This window comes from Mesorhizobium sp. NFR06, assembly GCF_900115245.1.
Taxonomy (GTDB): Bacteria; Pseudomonadota; Alphaproteobacteria; order Rhizobiales; family Rhizobiaceae; genus Mesorhizobium.
Genome location: NZ_FOVT01000010.1, coordinates 23,259 through 36,311, shown reverse-complemented (window position 1 = coordinate 36,311; position 13,053 = coordinate 23,259). Strand labels below are relative to the sequence as shown.

At 64.0% G+C, this 13,053-nt stretch carries 16 protein-coding genes; 10 read left to right on the top strand and 6 right to left on the bottom strand.

Annotated features, from left to right (window positions below):
* Position 1: 1 nt before the first annotated feature.
* Positions 2–1,168 (top strand): FAD-binding oxidoreductase, encoded by a 1,167-nt coding sequence (locus tag F3H96_RS18230; protein WP_149803120.1) that lies wholly within the window; start codon positions 2–4, stop codon positions 1,166–1,168.
* Between the two features lie 46 nt (positions 1,169–1,214).
* Here F3H96_RS18230 and F3H96_RS18225 read toward each other — a convergent pair whose 3' ends face one another.
* The 4 genes from F3H96_RS18225 to F3H96_RS18210 form a co-directional block, all read right to left on the bottom strand.
* Entirely contained in the window at positions 1,215–1,655 is a 441-nt protein-coding gene (locus tag F3H96_RS18225; RefSeq protein ID WP_244620059.1) for an SRPBCC domain-containing protein, read from the bottom strand.
* 93 nt (positions 1,656–1,748) lie between these two features.
* On the bottom strand, positions 1,749–2,198 hold the full coding sequence (locus F3H96_RS18220; RefSeq protein ID WP_149803118.1) for an SRPBCC family protein: 450 nt from the start codon (positions 2,196–2,198) through the stop codon (positions 1,749–1,751).
* Positions 2,195–2,509, bottom strand: coding sequence for a metalloregulator ArsR/SmtB family transcription factor (locus F3H96_RS18215; protein ID WP_210248157.1), 315 nt, complete (start codon positions 2,507–2,509; stop codon positions 2,195–2,197). Before F3H96_RS18215 ends, F3H96_RS18220 begins: the two co-directional genes overlap by 4 nt.
* A gap of 105 nt (positions 2,510–2,614) precedes the next feature.
* Positions 2,615–3,040 (bottom strand): GNAT family N-acetyltransferase, encoded by a 426-nt coding sequence (locus F3H96_RS18210; RefSeq protein ID WP_149803116.1) that lies wholly within the window; start codon positions 3,038–3,040, stop codon positions 2,615–2,617.
* 272 nt (positions 3,041–3,312) lie between these two features.
* Between F3H96_RS18210 and leuD the strand changes: the two genes are divergently transcribed.
* The 6 genes from leuD (at position 3,313) to leuB (ending at position 7,728) form a co-directional block, all read left to right on the top strand.
* Entirely contained in the window at positions 3,313–3,918 is a 606-nt protein-coding gene (leuD, locus tag F3H96_RS18205) for a 3-isopropylmalate dehydratase small subunit (RefSeq protein WP_149803115.1), read from the top strand.
* A 65-nt stretch (positions 3,919–3,983) separates the two neighbouring features.
* Positions 3,984–4,934, top strand: coding sequence for a hypothetical protein (locus F3H96_RS18200; protein WP_149803114.1), 951 nt, complete (start codon positions 3,984–3,986; stop codon positions 4,932–4,934).
* A 244-nt stretch (positions 4,935–5,178) separates the two neighbouring features.
* Positions 5,179–5,460 carry a hypothetical protein gene (locus F3H96_RS18195; RefSeq protein ID WP_149803113.1) on the top strand — a complete coding sequence of 94 codons (282 nt, stop codon included), beginning with the start codon at positions 5,179–5,181 and terminating at the stop codon, positions 5,458–5,460.
* Positions 5,461–5,568: 108 nt separating this feature from the next.
* Positions 5,569–5,952, top strand: coding sequence for a RidA family protein (locus tag F3H96_RS18190; protein ID WP_149803112.1), 384 nt, complete (start codon positions 5,569–5,571; stop codon positions 5,950–5,952).
* A 61-nt stretch (positions 5,953–6,013) separates the two neighbouring features.
* Complete coding sequence (locus F3H96_RS18185) at positions 6,014–6,364, top strand: VOC family protein (protein ID WP_149803290.1); 351 nt, start codon at positions 6,014–6,016, stop codon at positions 6,362–6,364.
* Positions 6,365–6,624: 260 nt separating this feature from the next.
* Positions 6,625–7,728, top strand: coding sequence for a 3-isopropylmalate dehydrogenase (gene leuB, locus F3H96_RS18180; RefSeq protein WP_149803111.1), 1,104 nt, complete (start codon positions 6,625–6,627; stop codon positions 7,726–7,728).
* Positions 7,729–8,070: 342 nt separating this feature from the next.
* On the opposite strand, the gene F3H96_RS18175 is transcribed toward leuB, so the two are convergent.
* A complete protein-coding gene (locus F3H96_RS18175; protein ID WP_149803110.1) occupies positions 8,071–9,915 on the bottom strand; it encodes a DEAD/DEAH box helicase in 1,845 nt (614 codons plus the stop codon).
* A gap of 429 nt (positions 9,916–10,344) precedes the next feature.
* Here F3H96_RS18175 and F3H96_RS18170 point away from each other — a divergent pair, with 429 nt between their 5' ends.
* Both F3H96_RS18170 and F3H96_RS18165 read left to right on the top strand, forming a co-directional pair.
* Positions 10,345–11,379 (top strand): aspartate-semialdehyde dehydrogenase, encoded by a 1,035-nt coding sequence (locus tag F3H96_RS18170; protein ID WP_149803109.1) that lies wholly within the window; start codon positions 10,345–10,347, stop codon positions 11,377–11,379.
* 95 nt (positions 11,380–11,474) lie between these two features.
* Entirely contained in the window at positions 11,475–11,996 is a 522-nt protein-coding gene (locus tag F3H96_RS18165; protein WP_244620058.1) for a GNAT family N-acetyltransferase, read from the top strand.
* A gap of 2 nt (positions 11,997–11,998) precedes the next feature.
* Here the strand turns inward: F3H96_RS18165 and F3H96_RS18160 are convergent, their stop codons facing one another.
* A complete protein-coding gene (locus tag F3H96_RS18160; protein ID WP_149803108.1) occupies positions 11,999–12,406 on the bottom strand; it encodes an ACT domain-containing protein in 408 nt (135 codons plus the stop codon).
* A gap of 142 nt (positions 12,407–12,548) precedes the next feature.
* On the opposite strand from F3H96_RS18160, the gene F3H96_RS18155 reads away from it, so the two are divergent.
* Positions 12,549–12,959, top strand: a complete 411-nt coding sequence (locus tag F3H96_RS18155; protein ID WP_149803107.1) for a DoxX family protein — start codon at positions 12,549–12,551, stop codon at positions 12,957–12,959.
* Positions 12,960–13,053: the final 94 nt, after the last annotated feature.

The window sequence follows — 13,053 nt, the reverse complement described above, 5'->3', positions numbered from 1 at the left end:
AATGCGCTACGACATCGTCATCATCGGAGGAGCCATCGTCGGATCCTCGGTCGCCTATTACCTGCGTGAGGAAGGTTTCACCGGCTCGATCGCGCTGATCGAGCGCGATCCGCAGTTTTCTCACGCGGCGACGACCTTGTCCTGCGCCTCGATCCGCCAGCAATTCTCGATCCCTGAAAACATCCGGCTGTCGCAGTTCACGCTGAAACTGTTCCGGCGGCTGAAGGAAACCTTCGGCGCCGACGCGGATATCGGCTTCCGCGAGGGCGGCTATCTCATCCTCGCCGGCGAGGCCGGGCTGCCGATCCTCAAAGCCAATCATGAGGCGCAGGTCGCCGAGGGCGCGGACATCGTGCTCGAGGACGCCGAGCAGCTGGCGCGCCGCTTCCCCTGGCTATCGGTCGAAAGCATTTCCGCCGGCGCCTTTGGCCGGACCGGCGAGGGCTGGTTCGACGCGCATGCGATGCTGATGCTGTTCCGCAAGGCGCTGCGTGACAAGAAGATCGATTTCATCACGGCGTCGGTCACCGGCATTGCGCGCGACGGCAACAGCGTCACCAGTCTCTCCCTCGACAATGGCGAGACGCTGGAAGCTGGCACCATCGTCAACGCCGCCGGCCCGAACGCCGGCAAGGTGGCCGCCTTGGCCGGGCTGGCGCTGCCGGTCGAGCCGCGCAAGCGCAACGTCTTCGTCTTCGAGGCGCGCGATAAATTCCCCGACATGCCGCTCCTGGTGGATCCCTCCGGCATCTATGTGCGGCCCGAAGGCTCGGTCTACATCACCGGTGGCGCCGAGCCGGAGGAAGGCGATCGTGCACCCGATCCAACGGATTTCGAAGTCGAGTGGCCGCTGTTCGAAGAGGTGATCTGGCCGGTTTTAGCCACCCGCATCCCGGCCTTCGAGGCGATCAAGCCGACCCGCGCCTGGGTCGGGCACTACGACTACAACACGCTCGACCAGAACGCGGTGATCGGCCCGCATCCGGAGGTCGAAAACTTCCTCTTCGCCAACGGCTTTTCCGGCCACGGCCTGCAGCAGGCGCCGGCGGTCGGCAAGGCGCTGGCCGAGCTCATCATGCATGGCGAGTACCGGACGGTTGATTGCAGGGCGTTCGGCTATGAGCGCGTGGCGGAGGGGCGGGCGTTCCGGGAGTTGAATGTGATCTAGGGCTGGAGTTTCCCTTCGACGCCAGCGGGAAGGATCTCCGCGTTGCTTAGGCTGCTTGCCGCCGCTCCCCGAAATACGCCTGCAGCCAGCCAAGCACGCGCGCCCAGCCTTCGGCATGTTCCGCCGCCGCATCCGCGAACCCCGCGAACCCGCCGTGGCAGATAGTGAGGCGCGTCCTGTCGGCCGTCGGCTCCAGCAGATAGGCAACTGTCGTTTCCTTTCGGCCGAGTGTTGGGTGGTCCCAGTCGTAACGTCTTGTCTGCACGATCCGGCGCGGCGCTTCTATTTCGAGGAAGGTCCCGCTGGCGGGCAGGGTTTGACCATCCGCCGTTCTCACGAGGACATTCCAGCTTCCCCCGGCGCGAGGATCCGCCGTCCAATCGGTCATGCGGTAAGTGTCGGACGAGCCCCACCAGCGCTCGACCTCATCGGTGACGAGCGCTGCGAACACCTGCGCCGGCGAGGCGGCAAGGTCGGCCGAGGCCATGACCGTGTCCGCATTCGCCATGGCTTGCGGTAAAGACCATTGAAACATCACGACCCACCTCTGCCAGAGATTGTCTCGTATCCGAAACGAATCTTAGTTCTTTGTCGGCGGGCGCTCGAAACCCTTGCCCGTCTCAAGCAGGCTCTTGAGGCTCGCCAGCACCAGCGGCCAGCCCTTGGCGACGTTGGCGATCAGCCTGTGCGGGCCGTCGGCCTCGTGGGTGACCGCAAGCTTCATCAGCTCGCCATCGGGCTCTATGGTGAAGGTGCAGCGCGTGTAGCCGTCCTCCTTCACCTCGGGCATCCATTCGTTGCGCCATTTGATGACAAGGCGCTTGGGCGGGTCGATCTCCAGGATCTCGCCCGAGTCGGCGATGCGGCCGTCCGGGAAGAACAGCTTCCAGCTGGAGCCGACTTTCCAGTCGCTCTCCTGATAGGAGCAGAGGAAAAACTGCCGGTTGAACTCCGGGTCGGTCAATGCCGTCCAAAGCTTTTCGGGCGTGGTGCGGATGTAGGTGACATAGACGAAGCTGTTCTCGCTCACGGCTCTTTCCTTTCGAGGCGTTTCTTCAAATCGCTCAGTGCATCCAGCTGATGGCGCTCGAACTTGCCGATCCAGCGCTCGGCGATCTCGTTGATCGGAACGGGGTTGAGATAGTGCTCCTTCTCGCGGCCCCGTCGGATCGTGGTGACGAGGTTCGCCTCCTCGAGGATCGCCAGGTGCTTGGTCACCGCCTGGCGCGTCATATCCATGTGTTCGCAGAGCGCGTTCAGCGTCTGCCCGTTCCTGGCATGGAGGCTGTCCAGCAACTGCCGACGGGTTGGGTCGGCCAGGGCGCGAAAGACGGCATCCATGCTCATCTCTCTAATATGCAACCATTTGGTTGCATGTCAAGTCCAAAAAGAGAATTAGCGCGGCCGCAGCCACAGCCACATGGAGGGTCTGGCTCGTCAGGAAGGTCAGCGCTTGCGGGAGAACCAGAAGGCGTCGGTCATGCGCCTCATGCCGATGCGCTCGTAGAAACCGACGGCGTCGGGCATCGAGATCAGGCTGATGGCGACCGAAGGCCCGAGCTGGCGCTGCGCCTCGTCCATCAGGCCCTTGCCGACGCCGAGCCCTTGCGCCGACTTCGAAACGGCGAGCTCGGATATGTAGCAAACCCAGGAAAAATCGGTGAGGCCGCGGGCAACGCCGATCAGCGGCTTGCCCTCGATATCGAGGCGCGCCGTCAGCACCAGGTTGGCGTTGGCCAGCATCGTCTTCAGACGCGCCACATCATCGACCGGCCGTGTTTCGCCGAGACCGGATTCCACCAGCACGCGGCGGAATTCGGCGACATCGAGCGTGGGCTCGCTTGCGTAAAGCACTTTGGAAGGCTCAGCCATGGCCGCAGACTGCACCAGCCGGCCAGGATTTTGAAGCCGCTTTTGAAGTGTCCCAAACTCCGGCGCGGTATGATACGGCGGCCCGTAGCTTGGGCTAAGAGCGCCAGCTCTGTGCCTGGAGGCCCGGTCGAAACGGGGCGGGCCACATTCGCATGCCATGCCCGCCATTGGCCCAAGGGCAGTGCACGAACAGTTGCCTTTCATTTGCCGCCGGCTTTGTGTAAACCGTCCCGCAAATTCCCCGCAAGCCAAGAACAAGACGGGCAAGGACCATGGATAAATTCACCAAGCTCACCGGCGTCGCCGCGCCCATGCCGATCGTCAATGTCGACACCGACATGATCATCCCGAAGGATTATCTGAAGACGATCAAGCGCACCGGGCTTGGCACCGGCCTATTCGCCGAGATGCGCTACAACGAAGACGGTTCGGAGAATCCGGATTTCGTGCTCAACAAGCCGGCCTACCGCAAGACGCAGATCCTGGTCGCCGGCGACAATTTCGGCTGCGGCTCGAGCCGCGAGCACGCGCCGTGGGCGCTGCTCGATTTCGGCATCCGCTGCGTGATCTCGACCTCGTTCGCCGACATCTTCTACAACAATTGCTTCAAGAACGGCATCCTGCCGATCACCGTCAGCCCGGAAGACCTGGACAAGCTGATGGACGACGCCTCGCGCGGTTCCAACGCGACGCTGTCGATCGACCTCGAGGCCAAGGAAATCCGTGGGCCGGACGGCGGCGTGGTCACGTTCGACCTCGACGACTTCAAGCGCCACTGCCTGTTGAACGGCCTCGACGACATCGGGCTGACCTTGGAAAAGGCCGGCGCCATCGCGTCCTTCGAGAAGAAGAACGCCGAGCTGCGCCCCTGGGCCTGACACGCTGAACAAGTAAGCCCGGCCGTCGGCGGCCGGGTTCGTGGCGGCTGAATGGAGGGACAGTCATGACACGCTCGGTTTTGGCCGCCGCCTGCGCTTCGGCGGCAATCCTTCTCGCCACAATCGATGCCAATGCGCAGACCGCCGCGCCGGCCGCCGAGCAGGCGCCGGCCGCGTCCGACCAGCCGGCGGCCGACCAGGGCGCGACAGACCAGGGATCGGGCAGCGACCAGGCCGCATCCGACGAGGAAAAGCAGGCGCCGATCCCCTTCGAGGGCGGCCAGTTCACCGTCACCCAGCAAGAGCAGTATGGCGAGAAGGTGCTGGCCTATGACGGCAAGCAGCTCGCCAGCAATTACGACGTCTTCTTCGAAAAGATCGTCAAGATCGGCGATGTCAACGTGGCGCTGTTCGACGTCGGCGACGGCGGCAACCAATGCGGCCCGGCGAGCCTGATCGCCTGGAAGCCGCAAGGCGGCGAGATCCAGACCACCACCGTCGAGCAGGACGAGTGCGGCGCGCCGCCGGTCGCGATCTCCGACAGCGCCATCTATTACGTGCCCTATCTTTTGCCGGGCGACTCCAAGCCGGCGCTGCAATGGTCGCCGACCACCGGGCTGACGACCTCCGGCAATCTGACCTACATGCCCGAGCCCGGCACCGACTGGAAGGATGTCGATCCGTCGAGATACGACAACATCATCGACGCCTTCCACAACGAGGCCGTCTACAAGGCCGGCCAGGCGCTGCTCGGCGACGACATGCCCGACATGGCGACCAGCCTGCTGGTCGGCGGCGGCACCGAAAAGACGGCGTCCGGCGTCTTCTACGCCACCGGCTGCGTGCCGCATGACTGCGGCGGCAATGACGGCTTCATGGCCGTCGACCCGGCCGGGCACAAGGTCTATTTCGCCCGCCGCGGCGACAATGGCGAACCGCAGGCCTGGCCCTCGATGAAGGACTGGCCGGCCGATATCAAGAAGGCATATGACGACGCGCAAGCGTCGGGGAATTAGGGTTCGCCGAGACTCTGCCATCGCGCCTTCGTCATTCTAGGGCGGAGCGAAGCGTAGACCCTAGAATCCATGCCGTGACCGTGGGCGTAGAGTGCCTCGGTGCAGAATTCTGAAATGCCGTGCCGCCTCGACGTCACGGCATGGATTCCAGGGTCTGCGCGCGTCGCTTCGCTCCTTGCTCCGCCCAGGAATGACGAAAGCGCGAGGATCACAGGCCGACAACCGCAAAAGTGAGAAGGACAAGATGGAAAAGGAAGAGCCGTTTGAGGTTACGGTGATGTCAGATAATTCTTATGAGAACCTGGTGGCAGAGGTGAAATTCAAGTCGAAAGAGATTGGACTGATACTTAGCCAGGAGAATTCCTTCGAGAAGATTGATATTTCGGTCTTTTCCTTTTTGTCGGACGGCAAGGAAAAATTCTATAATACCGAGAATATACCGGGTGTCTGCATTGAGCTGGATGTTTTTCTTGCCGCAATTGACGAGGCCGTTCAGAGATTGAGGCTTCTTGATATACCAAGGTAATTTATGGTGCAAACGTCGACGCTGACGTGACAACCGCCAATTCCCGCTGGCCCATGACGGGACTGCGCCTCCCGGTTAGAGGAGATGCCCACCAATGCGAGGCACCCCATGCGCAAGCTCATCTCCACCGGCTCCCCCTTCGAAAAAACCGCCGGCTATTCGCGCGCGGTGGTGCAGGGCGACTGGTGCTTCGTGTCGGGAACGACCGGCTACGACTATGCCACCATGACGATGCCTGAGACGGTCGAGGCGCAGACGCGCAACTGCCTCGCCACCATCGCCAAGGCGCTCGCCGATGGCGGCTTCGCCATGGCCGACGTGGTGCGGGCGCATTATTATATCACCGACCAGGCTTTCGTTGACGTGGTCTTCCCGATCCTCGGCGAGGCGTTCGGCGACATCCGACCGGCGGCGACGATGATCGTGTGCCAGCTCAACAAGCCGGAGATGAAGATCGAGATCGAGGTCACCGCGCTCAGGCGCACGGTCTGATTCCTGTCGCCCGCCAGCAAAGCGGTTGGGACAAACGGCGGACATGGAGGATCGACACATGGTGAAAGTCCTGCGCATCGTCGCCAATATCGAGACCCGCGATTTTGCCGCGGCAAAGCGCTTCTATCAGGATGTCCTCGGCCTCGATCTGCTCATGGATATGGGCTGGATCGCCACCTATGGTTCCGGGCAGGAGATGCAGGTGCAGATCAGCTTCATGGCCGAAGGCGGTTCGGGCACGCCTGTCCCGGACCTGTCGATCGAGGTCGACGATGTCGACGCGACGTTCGAGGCCATGAAGGACGCCGGCTTCGCCATCGAATACGGCCCGGCCGACGAACCCTGGCGCGTGCGGCGCTTCTATGTGCGCGATCCGTTCGGCCGGCTGGTGAATATTCTGTCGCACCGGTAGGCGCGCTACGGTCTCTTGCGAGATGCTCGCGGGACAGCGAGTAATCTCTCCCCTCGAGGGGGAGATATCCGGGCAGGCCAGAGGGGGTCGGTCCGACTGGGCTCAGCCTGCTTCTGCAGATGGAGGTCGGCGTTCCATGCGCGGCGACCCCTCTGTCGCCTTCGGCGACATCTCAGGGGGGAGATAGGCCGCCCCTTGCGCCGCAATCAGTTGGCGTTTAGCAAGGCGCCGGTTCAATTTCTCTCCCGGGACGGTTCTCCATGGCTTCGAAAAATCTATTCCTGCTCGCCGGCGATGGCATCGGCCCCGAGGCCATGGCCGAGGTCAAGAAGTTGATCGGCGCCATGAATGCCAAGCTCGGCAGCAACTTCGCCACCGACGAGGGGCTGGTCGGCGGCTGCGCCTACGACGCACATGGCGCGGCGATCTCCGACGCCGACATGGAAAAGGCGATGGCGGCCGATGCCGTGCTGTTCGGCGCCGTCGGCGGACCGAAATGGGATGCGGTGCCTTACGAGGTGCGCCCCGAGGCCGGCCTGCTGCGCCTGCGCAAGGACATGGAGCTGTTCGCCAATCTTCGCCCGGCGATCTGCTACCCGGCTTTGGCAGCGTCATCCTCGCTCAAGCAGGACGTGGTCGAAGGGCTCGACATTCTGATCGTGCGCGAGTTGACCGGCGGCGTCTATTTCGGCGAGCCGAAGCAGATCATCGATCTCGGCAACGGCCAGAAGCGCGGCATCGACACGCAGGTCTACGACACGTTCGAGATCGAGCGCATCTCGGGCGTCGCTTTCGAGCTGGCGCGCACGCGCCGCAACCATGTCACCTCGATGGAAAAGCGCAACGTCATGAAGTCGGGCGTGCTGTGGAACGAGGTGGTCACCCAGACGCACAAGGCGCGCTATTCCGACGTCAAGCTCGACCACATGCTGGCCGATGCCGGCGGCATGCAGCTGGTGCGCTGGCCGAAGCAGTTCGACGTCATCGTCACCGACAATCTGTTCGGCGACATGCTCTCCGACATCGCCGCAATGCTCACCGGCTCGATCGGCATGCTGCCGTCGGCCTCGCTCGGCGCGCCGGATGCCAAGACCAAGAAGCGCAAGGCGCTGTACGAGCCGGTGCACGGCTCGGCCCCCGACATCGCCGGCAAGGGCATCGCCAACCCGATCGCGATGATCGCCTCCTTTGCCATGTGCCTGCGCTATTCCTTCGGCATGGTGGCGGAAGCCGACAAGCTCGAAGCGGCCATCGCCGCCGTCCTCGACGACGGCCTGCGCACCAAGGATATTTCTTCCCCGGGCATGACCGAGGTCGGCACCACCGAAATGGGCGACGCCATCATCGCCAAGTTCCTCGGCTGATCCCGGCACCGTCGACGTAGCCGGCCTCGCCTCGATGGCAATTGCGCACCCCGCGCCTTCGTCATTCTATGCGGAGTGAGGAGCGAAGCGACGAGCGCAGACCATAGAATCCATTCCGTGGCCAGTGAGCGTCGCAGCGGTGCAGAAAGCCCTCGTTCTGCACCGCCTTTACAATTCGCGCGAGGTCACGGCATGGATCCCTCGGGTCTGCGCGTCCGCTTCGCTCCCGCTCCCCGTGGATGACGAAGTTCGGGCGCTTCGGCCAATCTCGAAGGTTGCGATTGCCACCGAAAGAGAACGCCGGCGCTCGCCACGGGTCGGCTTCCAACTCCCGTCGCAATCCTACGCCGGCCGCTTCTTTGCGTTCTTGTGCTTTGCCGGGCCGTCGAATTTTGGCTTGTCGAACTTCGCCTTACCCGGCTTCTTCGCCCAGGGTTTTGCCTCGCCACCGGGCTGTCGTTCGCCTGGCGTCCGCTTCTCGAATCTGGGGGCGCTCTGGTCGAAAGCGCGCTTGCCACGGTGCGGCTTCTTCTCCGGCCTCGGCGGCTGGTAGCCGGCGCGCGACAGGTCAGGCGTGCCGTCGATCCGCCTGACCGCGATGTTGCCCTGCAGCTTGCGGTCGGGGCCGATAGCGGCGAGGAACCGGTCGGCCCAGTCGGCGGCGATCTGCACGAAGGTTTCTTCCGGCTGCATCTTGATGGCGCCGATCTCGCGCTTGGACATGCCGCCGGTGCGGCACAGCATCGGGATCAGCCAGCGCGGCTCGGCGTTCTGCCGGCGGCCGACCGAGAGCGAGAACCAGACGCTGTCGCCGAAATCGTCGCGGCGGGCGGGCGCCTCTTCGCCGCGCGCGAATTTCTCACGCGACGGCGCGAACGGCGCGACGTCGAGCAGGTCCTCCGGCGCCGAGCGGCTGGAGCGGCAGAGCCGCACGAAGGCAGCGGCCACCTGCTCGGCGCCGTGCTTTTCGAGCAGTGTGTCGATGAATCCGCGTTCCTCCTCGCGCACCGCCTCTTCGAAAGCGGGGTCGGCCAGGATGCGTTCGTCGTCGCGGCGCAGTACGTCGTCGGCTGATGGCGGGCTTGCCCAGGTCGCCGTCAGCCCGGCGTTCTGCAATAGCCGTTCGGTGCGCCGGCGGGCATTGTTCGGAACGATCAGCGCGCTGACGCCCTTTCGTCCGGCTCGGCCCGTCCGCCCGCTCCTGTGCAGCAGCGTCTCCGGGTTGGTCGGCAGGTCGGCATGGATCACCAGTTCGAGGTTCGGCAGGTCGATGCCGCGCGCCGCGACATCGGTTGCGATACAGATCTTGGCGCGGCCGTCGCGCATCGCCTGCAGCGCGTGGCTGCGCTCGTTCTGGCTGAGCTCGCCCGACAGCGCCACGACGGAAAAATTGCGGTTGTTGAAGCGCGCCGTCAGATGATTGACGGCCGCGCGCGTGTTGCAGAACACCAGCGCGTTCTTGGCCTCATAGAAGCGCAGCACGTTGATGATGGCGTTCTCGCGATCGGCCTGGGCGACGTTCAACGCCCGGTATTCGATGTCTAGATGCTGCTTTTCCTCGCCGGCGGCCGAGATGCGCACCGCATCGCGCTGGTAGCCCTGGGCCAGCGTGGCGATGGAGCGTGGCACGGTGGCCGAAAACATCAGCGTGCGGCGCTCGGCGGGCGCGGCGTCGAGGATGAATTCGAGGTCCTCGCGAAAGCCGAGGTCGAGCATCTCGTCGGCCTCGTCGAGCACCACCGCCTTCAGCGCCGACATGTCGAGCGACTGCCGCATGATGTGGTCGCGCAGCCGTCCGGGCGTGCCAACGACGATATGGGCGCCGCGCTCCAGCGCGCGCCGCTCTGTGCGCATGTCCATGCCGCCGACGCAGGACGCAACGGTCGCGCCGGTCGGCTCATAGAGCCACTCCAGCTCGCGCTTCACCTGCAACGCCAGCTCGCGCGTCGGCGCCACGGCCAGCGCCAGCGGCGCGGCGGCAGCGGCAAAGCGGCCGGCCTGGCCAAGCAGCGTCGGCGCCATGGCGAGACCGAAGGCAACGGTCTTGCCGGAGCCGGTCTGGGCCGAAACCAGCGCATCCGCTCCGCCGAGGTCGAGGACGGCTTTCTGCACCGGCGTCAGCTCGGCATAGCCGCGTTTTTCCAGCGCCTCTGCCAGCGCGGGAACGATCTTTTCGAAACTGGACATTTCTCGCTTTCGGAATCAGGAGTCTTCTACGGCCCGGCAACGGGCTTCTGCCGGAGGGCGCTGCGGCGCCGCATCAGCGGGCAATTCAGCCGTTCCTACTTCGCGACGCCGGCATTGTACAGGGCGGCGCCAATTGACTCTTTTACCAAACCGCGTAAAAGCCCGCGTCGAACGGGATCGTTTTTCGATGCGCGGCCTTTTGATGGCTCTTCTTGCATTCGATGCCCCCAGCCTCAATGCGAACCATTGGGCCGGGCGCCTCGACGCGTCCGTCCGTTCCAGCAAAACCACGGCCAAAAAAACCACCACCAAAACGGTGTGATTCCCTTGGCCTAACCACCCTCTCCCGGGTACGGCCCGGGGGACGAAACCCGCATGAGGCCGGCGGGTTTTCTCCAACAACCAAGCGGAGAGGGACAGGAGATCCTTATGAGTTTCAAGGTTGCGGTAGTCGGCGCCACGGGCAATGTGGGCCGCGAAATGCTCAACATTCTGGACGAGCGCGGCTTCCCGGTGAGCGAAGTGGTGGCGCTGGCCTCGCGGCGCAGCCAGGGCACCGAAGTGTCCTTCGGCGACCGCACGCTGAAGGTCAAGTCGCTCGACACCTATGACTTTTCCGACACCGACCTGTGCGTCATGTCGGCCGGCGGCAACGTGTCGAAGGAATGGTCGCCCAAGATCGGCAAGCAGGGCTGCGTCGTCATCGATAATTCGTCTGCCTTCCGCTACGACCCGGACGTGCCGCTGATCGTGCCGGAGGTGAACCCTGACGCGATCGCGCTGTTCTCGCGCAAGAACATCATCGCCAACCCGAACTGCTCGACGGCGCAGCTCGTCGTGGCGCTGAAGCCGCTGCACGACGTGGCCACCATCAAGCGCGTCGTCGTCGCCACCTACCAGTCGGTGTCCGGCGCCGGCAAGGAAGGCATGGACGAGCTCTTCACCCAGACCCGCGCGGTGTTCGTCGCCGACCAGGTCGACGTCAAGAAGTTCACCAAGCGCATCGCCTTCAACGTCATCCCGCATATCGACGTCTTCCTCGACGACGGCTTCACCAAGGAAGAGTGGAAGATGGTCGCCGAGACCAAGAAGATGCTCGACCCCAAGATCAAGCTGACGGCGACCTGCGTGCGCGTGCCGGTGTTCATCGGCCATTCGGAAGCGGTCAACATCGAGTTCGAGAAGCCGATCACGGCGGACGAGGCGCGCGACATCCTGCGCGAGGCGCCAGGCTGCCAGGTGCTCGATAAGCGCGAGGACGGCGGCTACATCACGCCGCTCGAATCGGCCGGCGAGGACGCCACCTTCATCTCGCGCATCCGCGAGGATTCGACGGTCGACAACGGCCTGTCGATGTGGGTCGTCTCCGACAATCTGCGCAAGGGCGCGGCGCTGAACGCGGTGCAGATCGCCGAGCTTTTGGTCGAGCGCGGCCTGATCCAGCCGAAGAAGAAGGCGGCTTAATCTCGCTCGCGGGCCGCACCGCCGTTATCGCGGCTGGCCCTGCGCGGGCGCGCCGGACGACCGGCGGTCCGCAGCCGCGGGCGCGGCCTTCGGCTGTGGCGCTTCTTCCTTCTCCCCGTTTACGGGGAGAAGGTGCCCGAAGGGCGGATGAGGGCGGCGCCGGCATGTCCAGTTTTCCTGAAATCCTGCTGCGCCCGGCCATCGGTTCGGACGCATCCGCCATCGCCAAAATGATGCGCGCGTCGCTCAATACATTTGAGTGGATGCCGGTGCTGCACACTCCGGAGGAAGACTTGTTCTTCATCCGCGAAATCGTCCTGCCCGGCCGGCGGGTGATCGTGGCCGAAGCCGGCAAAGCGATTGTCGGCTTCATCGCCGTCAGTGGCGAATGGGTGGAACAGCTCTATCTGGACCCGAACTGGACAGGACGAGGCATCGGCAGCCGGCTGCTTGCCGAGGCCACGGCCGGCATGCCTAGTGTCAAGCTCCATTGCTTCCAGGCCAATACCGGCGCACGCCGATTCTACGAACGCCATGGCTTTCGCGCCGAGGCTTTTGGCGACGGCTCGACCAATGAGGAAGGTCTGCCGGATATCCTTTATGTGATGAGGCGCTGAGTTCAGGCACCGCTTTCCGCCACCAGCTCGCGCAATATCGCGAGCGCCTCCTCCGCCCGCTCCGCCGGCACGAACAGATGATCGTGATAGAAGGCCGAGACCGGGTTGATGCCCATGCCGGCTGCCGCGAGCCGCGTCGTGATGGCGGCGAGGAAGCCGACGGCTTCCAGCGAGGAGTGGATGTTGAGCGTGATCATCCGGCAGCGGAACGTGCCGGCGAGGCTGGCGGCCTTCGCCTCGGCCTCGGTCACGATCAGCGTCAGGCCTTCCCGCTCGCGAAACTGCATGACGGGTTTCAGTCCATCCGGCACTGCAGCGTCCGGCGCCAGCGTGGCGAAGACATAGGTTTCGGGAAGCAGTCGCGGCGTCATCGACGCGAGCAATCTCTGCAGGTCAGTCTCGCCGGCCATCTTGCCCCCCTCCACTCCACGCAATCTCCGGCCCGCGCCTTTGAAAAAAGCGAACCGGACCCTGTAGGATCGCCGCGTGGTTCTGCGTCCTTGGTTCGAACTTGGCAGAAAGCCGAGCGCTTAATCAACCGGAGGGAAACCAATGAGCATTTCCGAAGCCGCGCCTGTTTCAAAAGGCGCCTTGTGGACCGGGCGCGTGCTCAGCGCCGCCGTCGTCCTGTTCATGATTTTCGACGGCGTCATCAAGCTGCCGCCGCTAGATGTCGTCTCCCAGACCATGACCGAACTCGGCTGGCCGGCCGACGCCAATGTCGCGCGGCTGATCGGGGTCATCGGGCTGATCTCGACCGCGCTCTATGCCTTGCCGCGCACCTCGGTGCTCGGCGCCATCCTGCTCACCGGCTATATGGGCGGCGCGATTTCGACCCATGTGCGGATCGGCAACCCGCTGTTCTCGCACACGCTTTTCGGCGTCTATCTCGGCGTTGTCCTGTGGGGCGGGCTCTATCTGCGCGACGCAAGAGTGCGGGCACTGATCCCGTTCAGCCGATAGAGCGGGCCGAGACGCAACCCGCAATTTTGGTTCTTCTCGGGATCAAATTAGCCGTCTGTGAGTTTAGACCATGGCGGCGAGGACGGCGATCCGC

Coding starts and splice junctions, on each gene's coding strand:
- leuD (WP_149803115.1), top strand. CDS start 3,313: ATGGATAAATTCACCAAGCTCACCGGCGTCGCCGCGCCCATGCCGATC.
- F3H96_RS18175 (WP_149803110.1), bottom strand. CDS start 9,915: ATGTCCAGTTTCGAAAAGATCGTTCCCGCGCTGGCAGAGGCGCTGGAA.
- F3H96_RS18210 (WP_149803116.1), bottom strand. CDS start 3,040: ATGGCTGAGCCTTCCAAAGTGCTTTACGCAAGCGAGCCCACGCTCGAT.
- F3H96_RS18230 (WP_149803120.1), top strand. CDS start 2: ATGCGCTACGACATCGTCATCATCGGAGGAGCCATCGTCGGATCCTCG.
- F3H96_RS18225 (WP_244620059.1), bottom strand. CDS start 1,655: ATGGCCTCGGCCGACCTTGCCGCCTCGCCGGCGCAGGTGTTCGCAGCG.
- F3H96_RS18155 (WP_149803107.1), top strand. CDS start 12,549: ATGAGCATTTCCGAAGCCGCGCCTGTTTCAAAAGGCGCCTTGTGGACC.
- F3H96_RS18190 (WP_149803112.1), top strand. CDS start 5,569: ATGCGCAAGCTCATCTCCACCGGCTCCCCCTTCGAAAAAACCGCCGGC.
- F3H96_RS18200 (WP_149803114.1), top strand. CDS start 3,984: ATGACACGCTCGGTTTTGGCCGCCGCCTGCGCTTCGGCGGCAATCCTT.
- F3H96_RS18160 (WP_149803108.1), bottom strand. CDS start 12,406: ATGGCCGGCGAGACTGACCTGCAGAGATTGCTCGCGTCGATGACGCCG.
- F3H96_RS18195 (WP_149803113.1), top strand. CDS start 5,179: ATGGAAAAGGAAGAGCCGTTTGAGGTTACGGTGATGTCAGATAATTCT.
- F3H96_RS18215 (WP_210248157.1), bottom strand. CDS start 2,509: ATGGATGCCGTCTTTCGCGCCCTGGCCGACCCAACCCGTCGGCAGTTG.
- leuB (WP_149803111.1), top strand. CDS start 6,625: ATGGCTTCGAAAAATCTATTCCTGCTCGCCGGCGATGGCATCGGCCCC.
- F3H96_RS18170 (WP_149803109.1), top strand. CDS start 10,345: ATGAGTTTCAAGGTTGCGGTAGTCGGCGCCACGGGCAATGTGGGCCGC.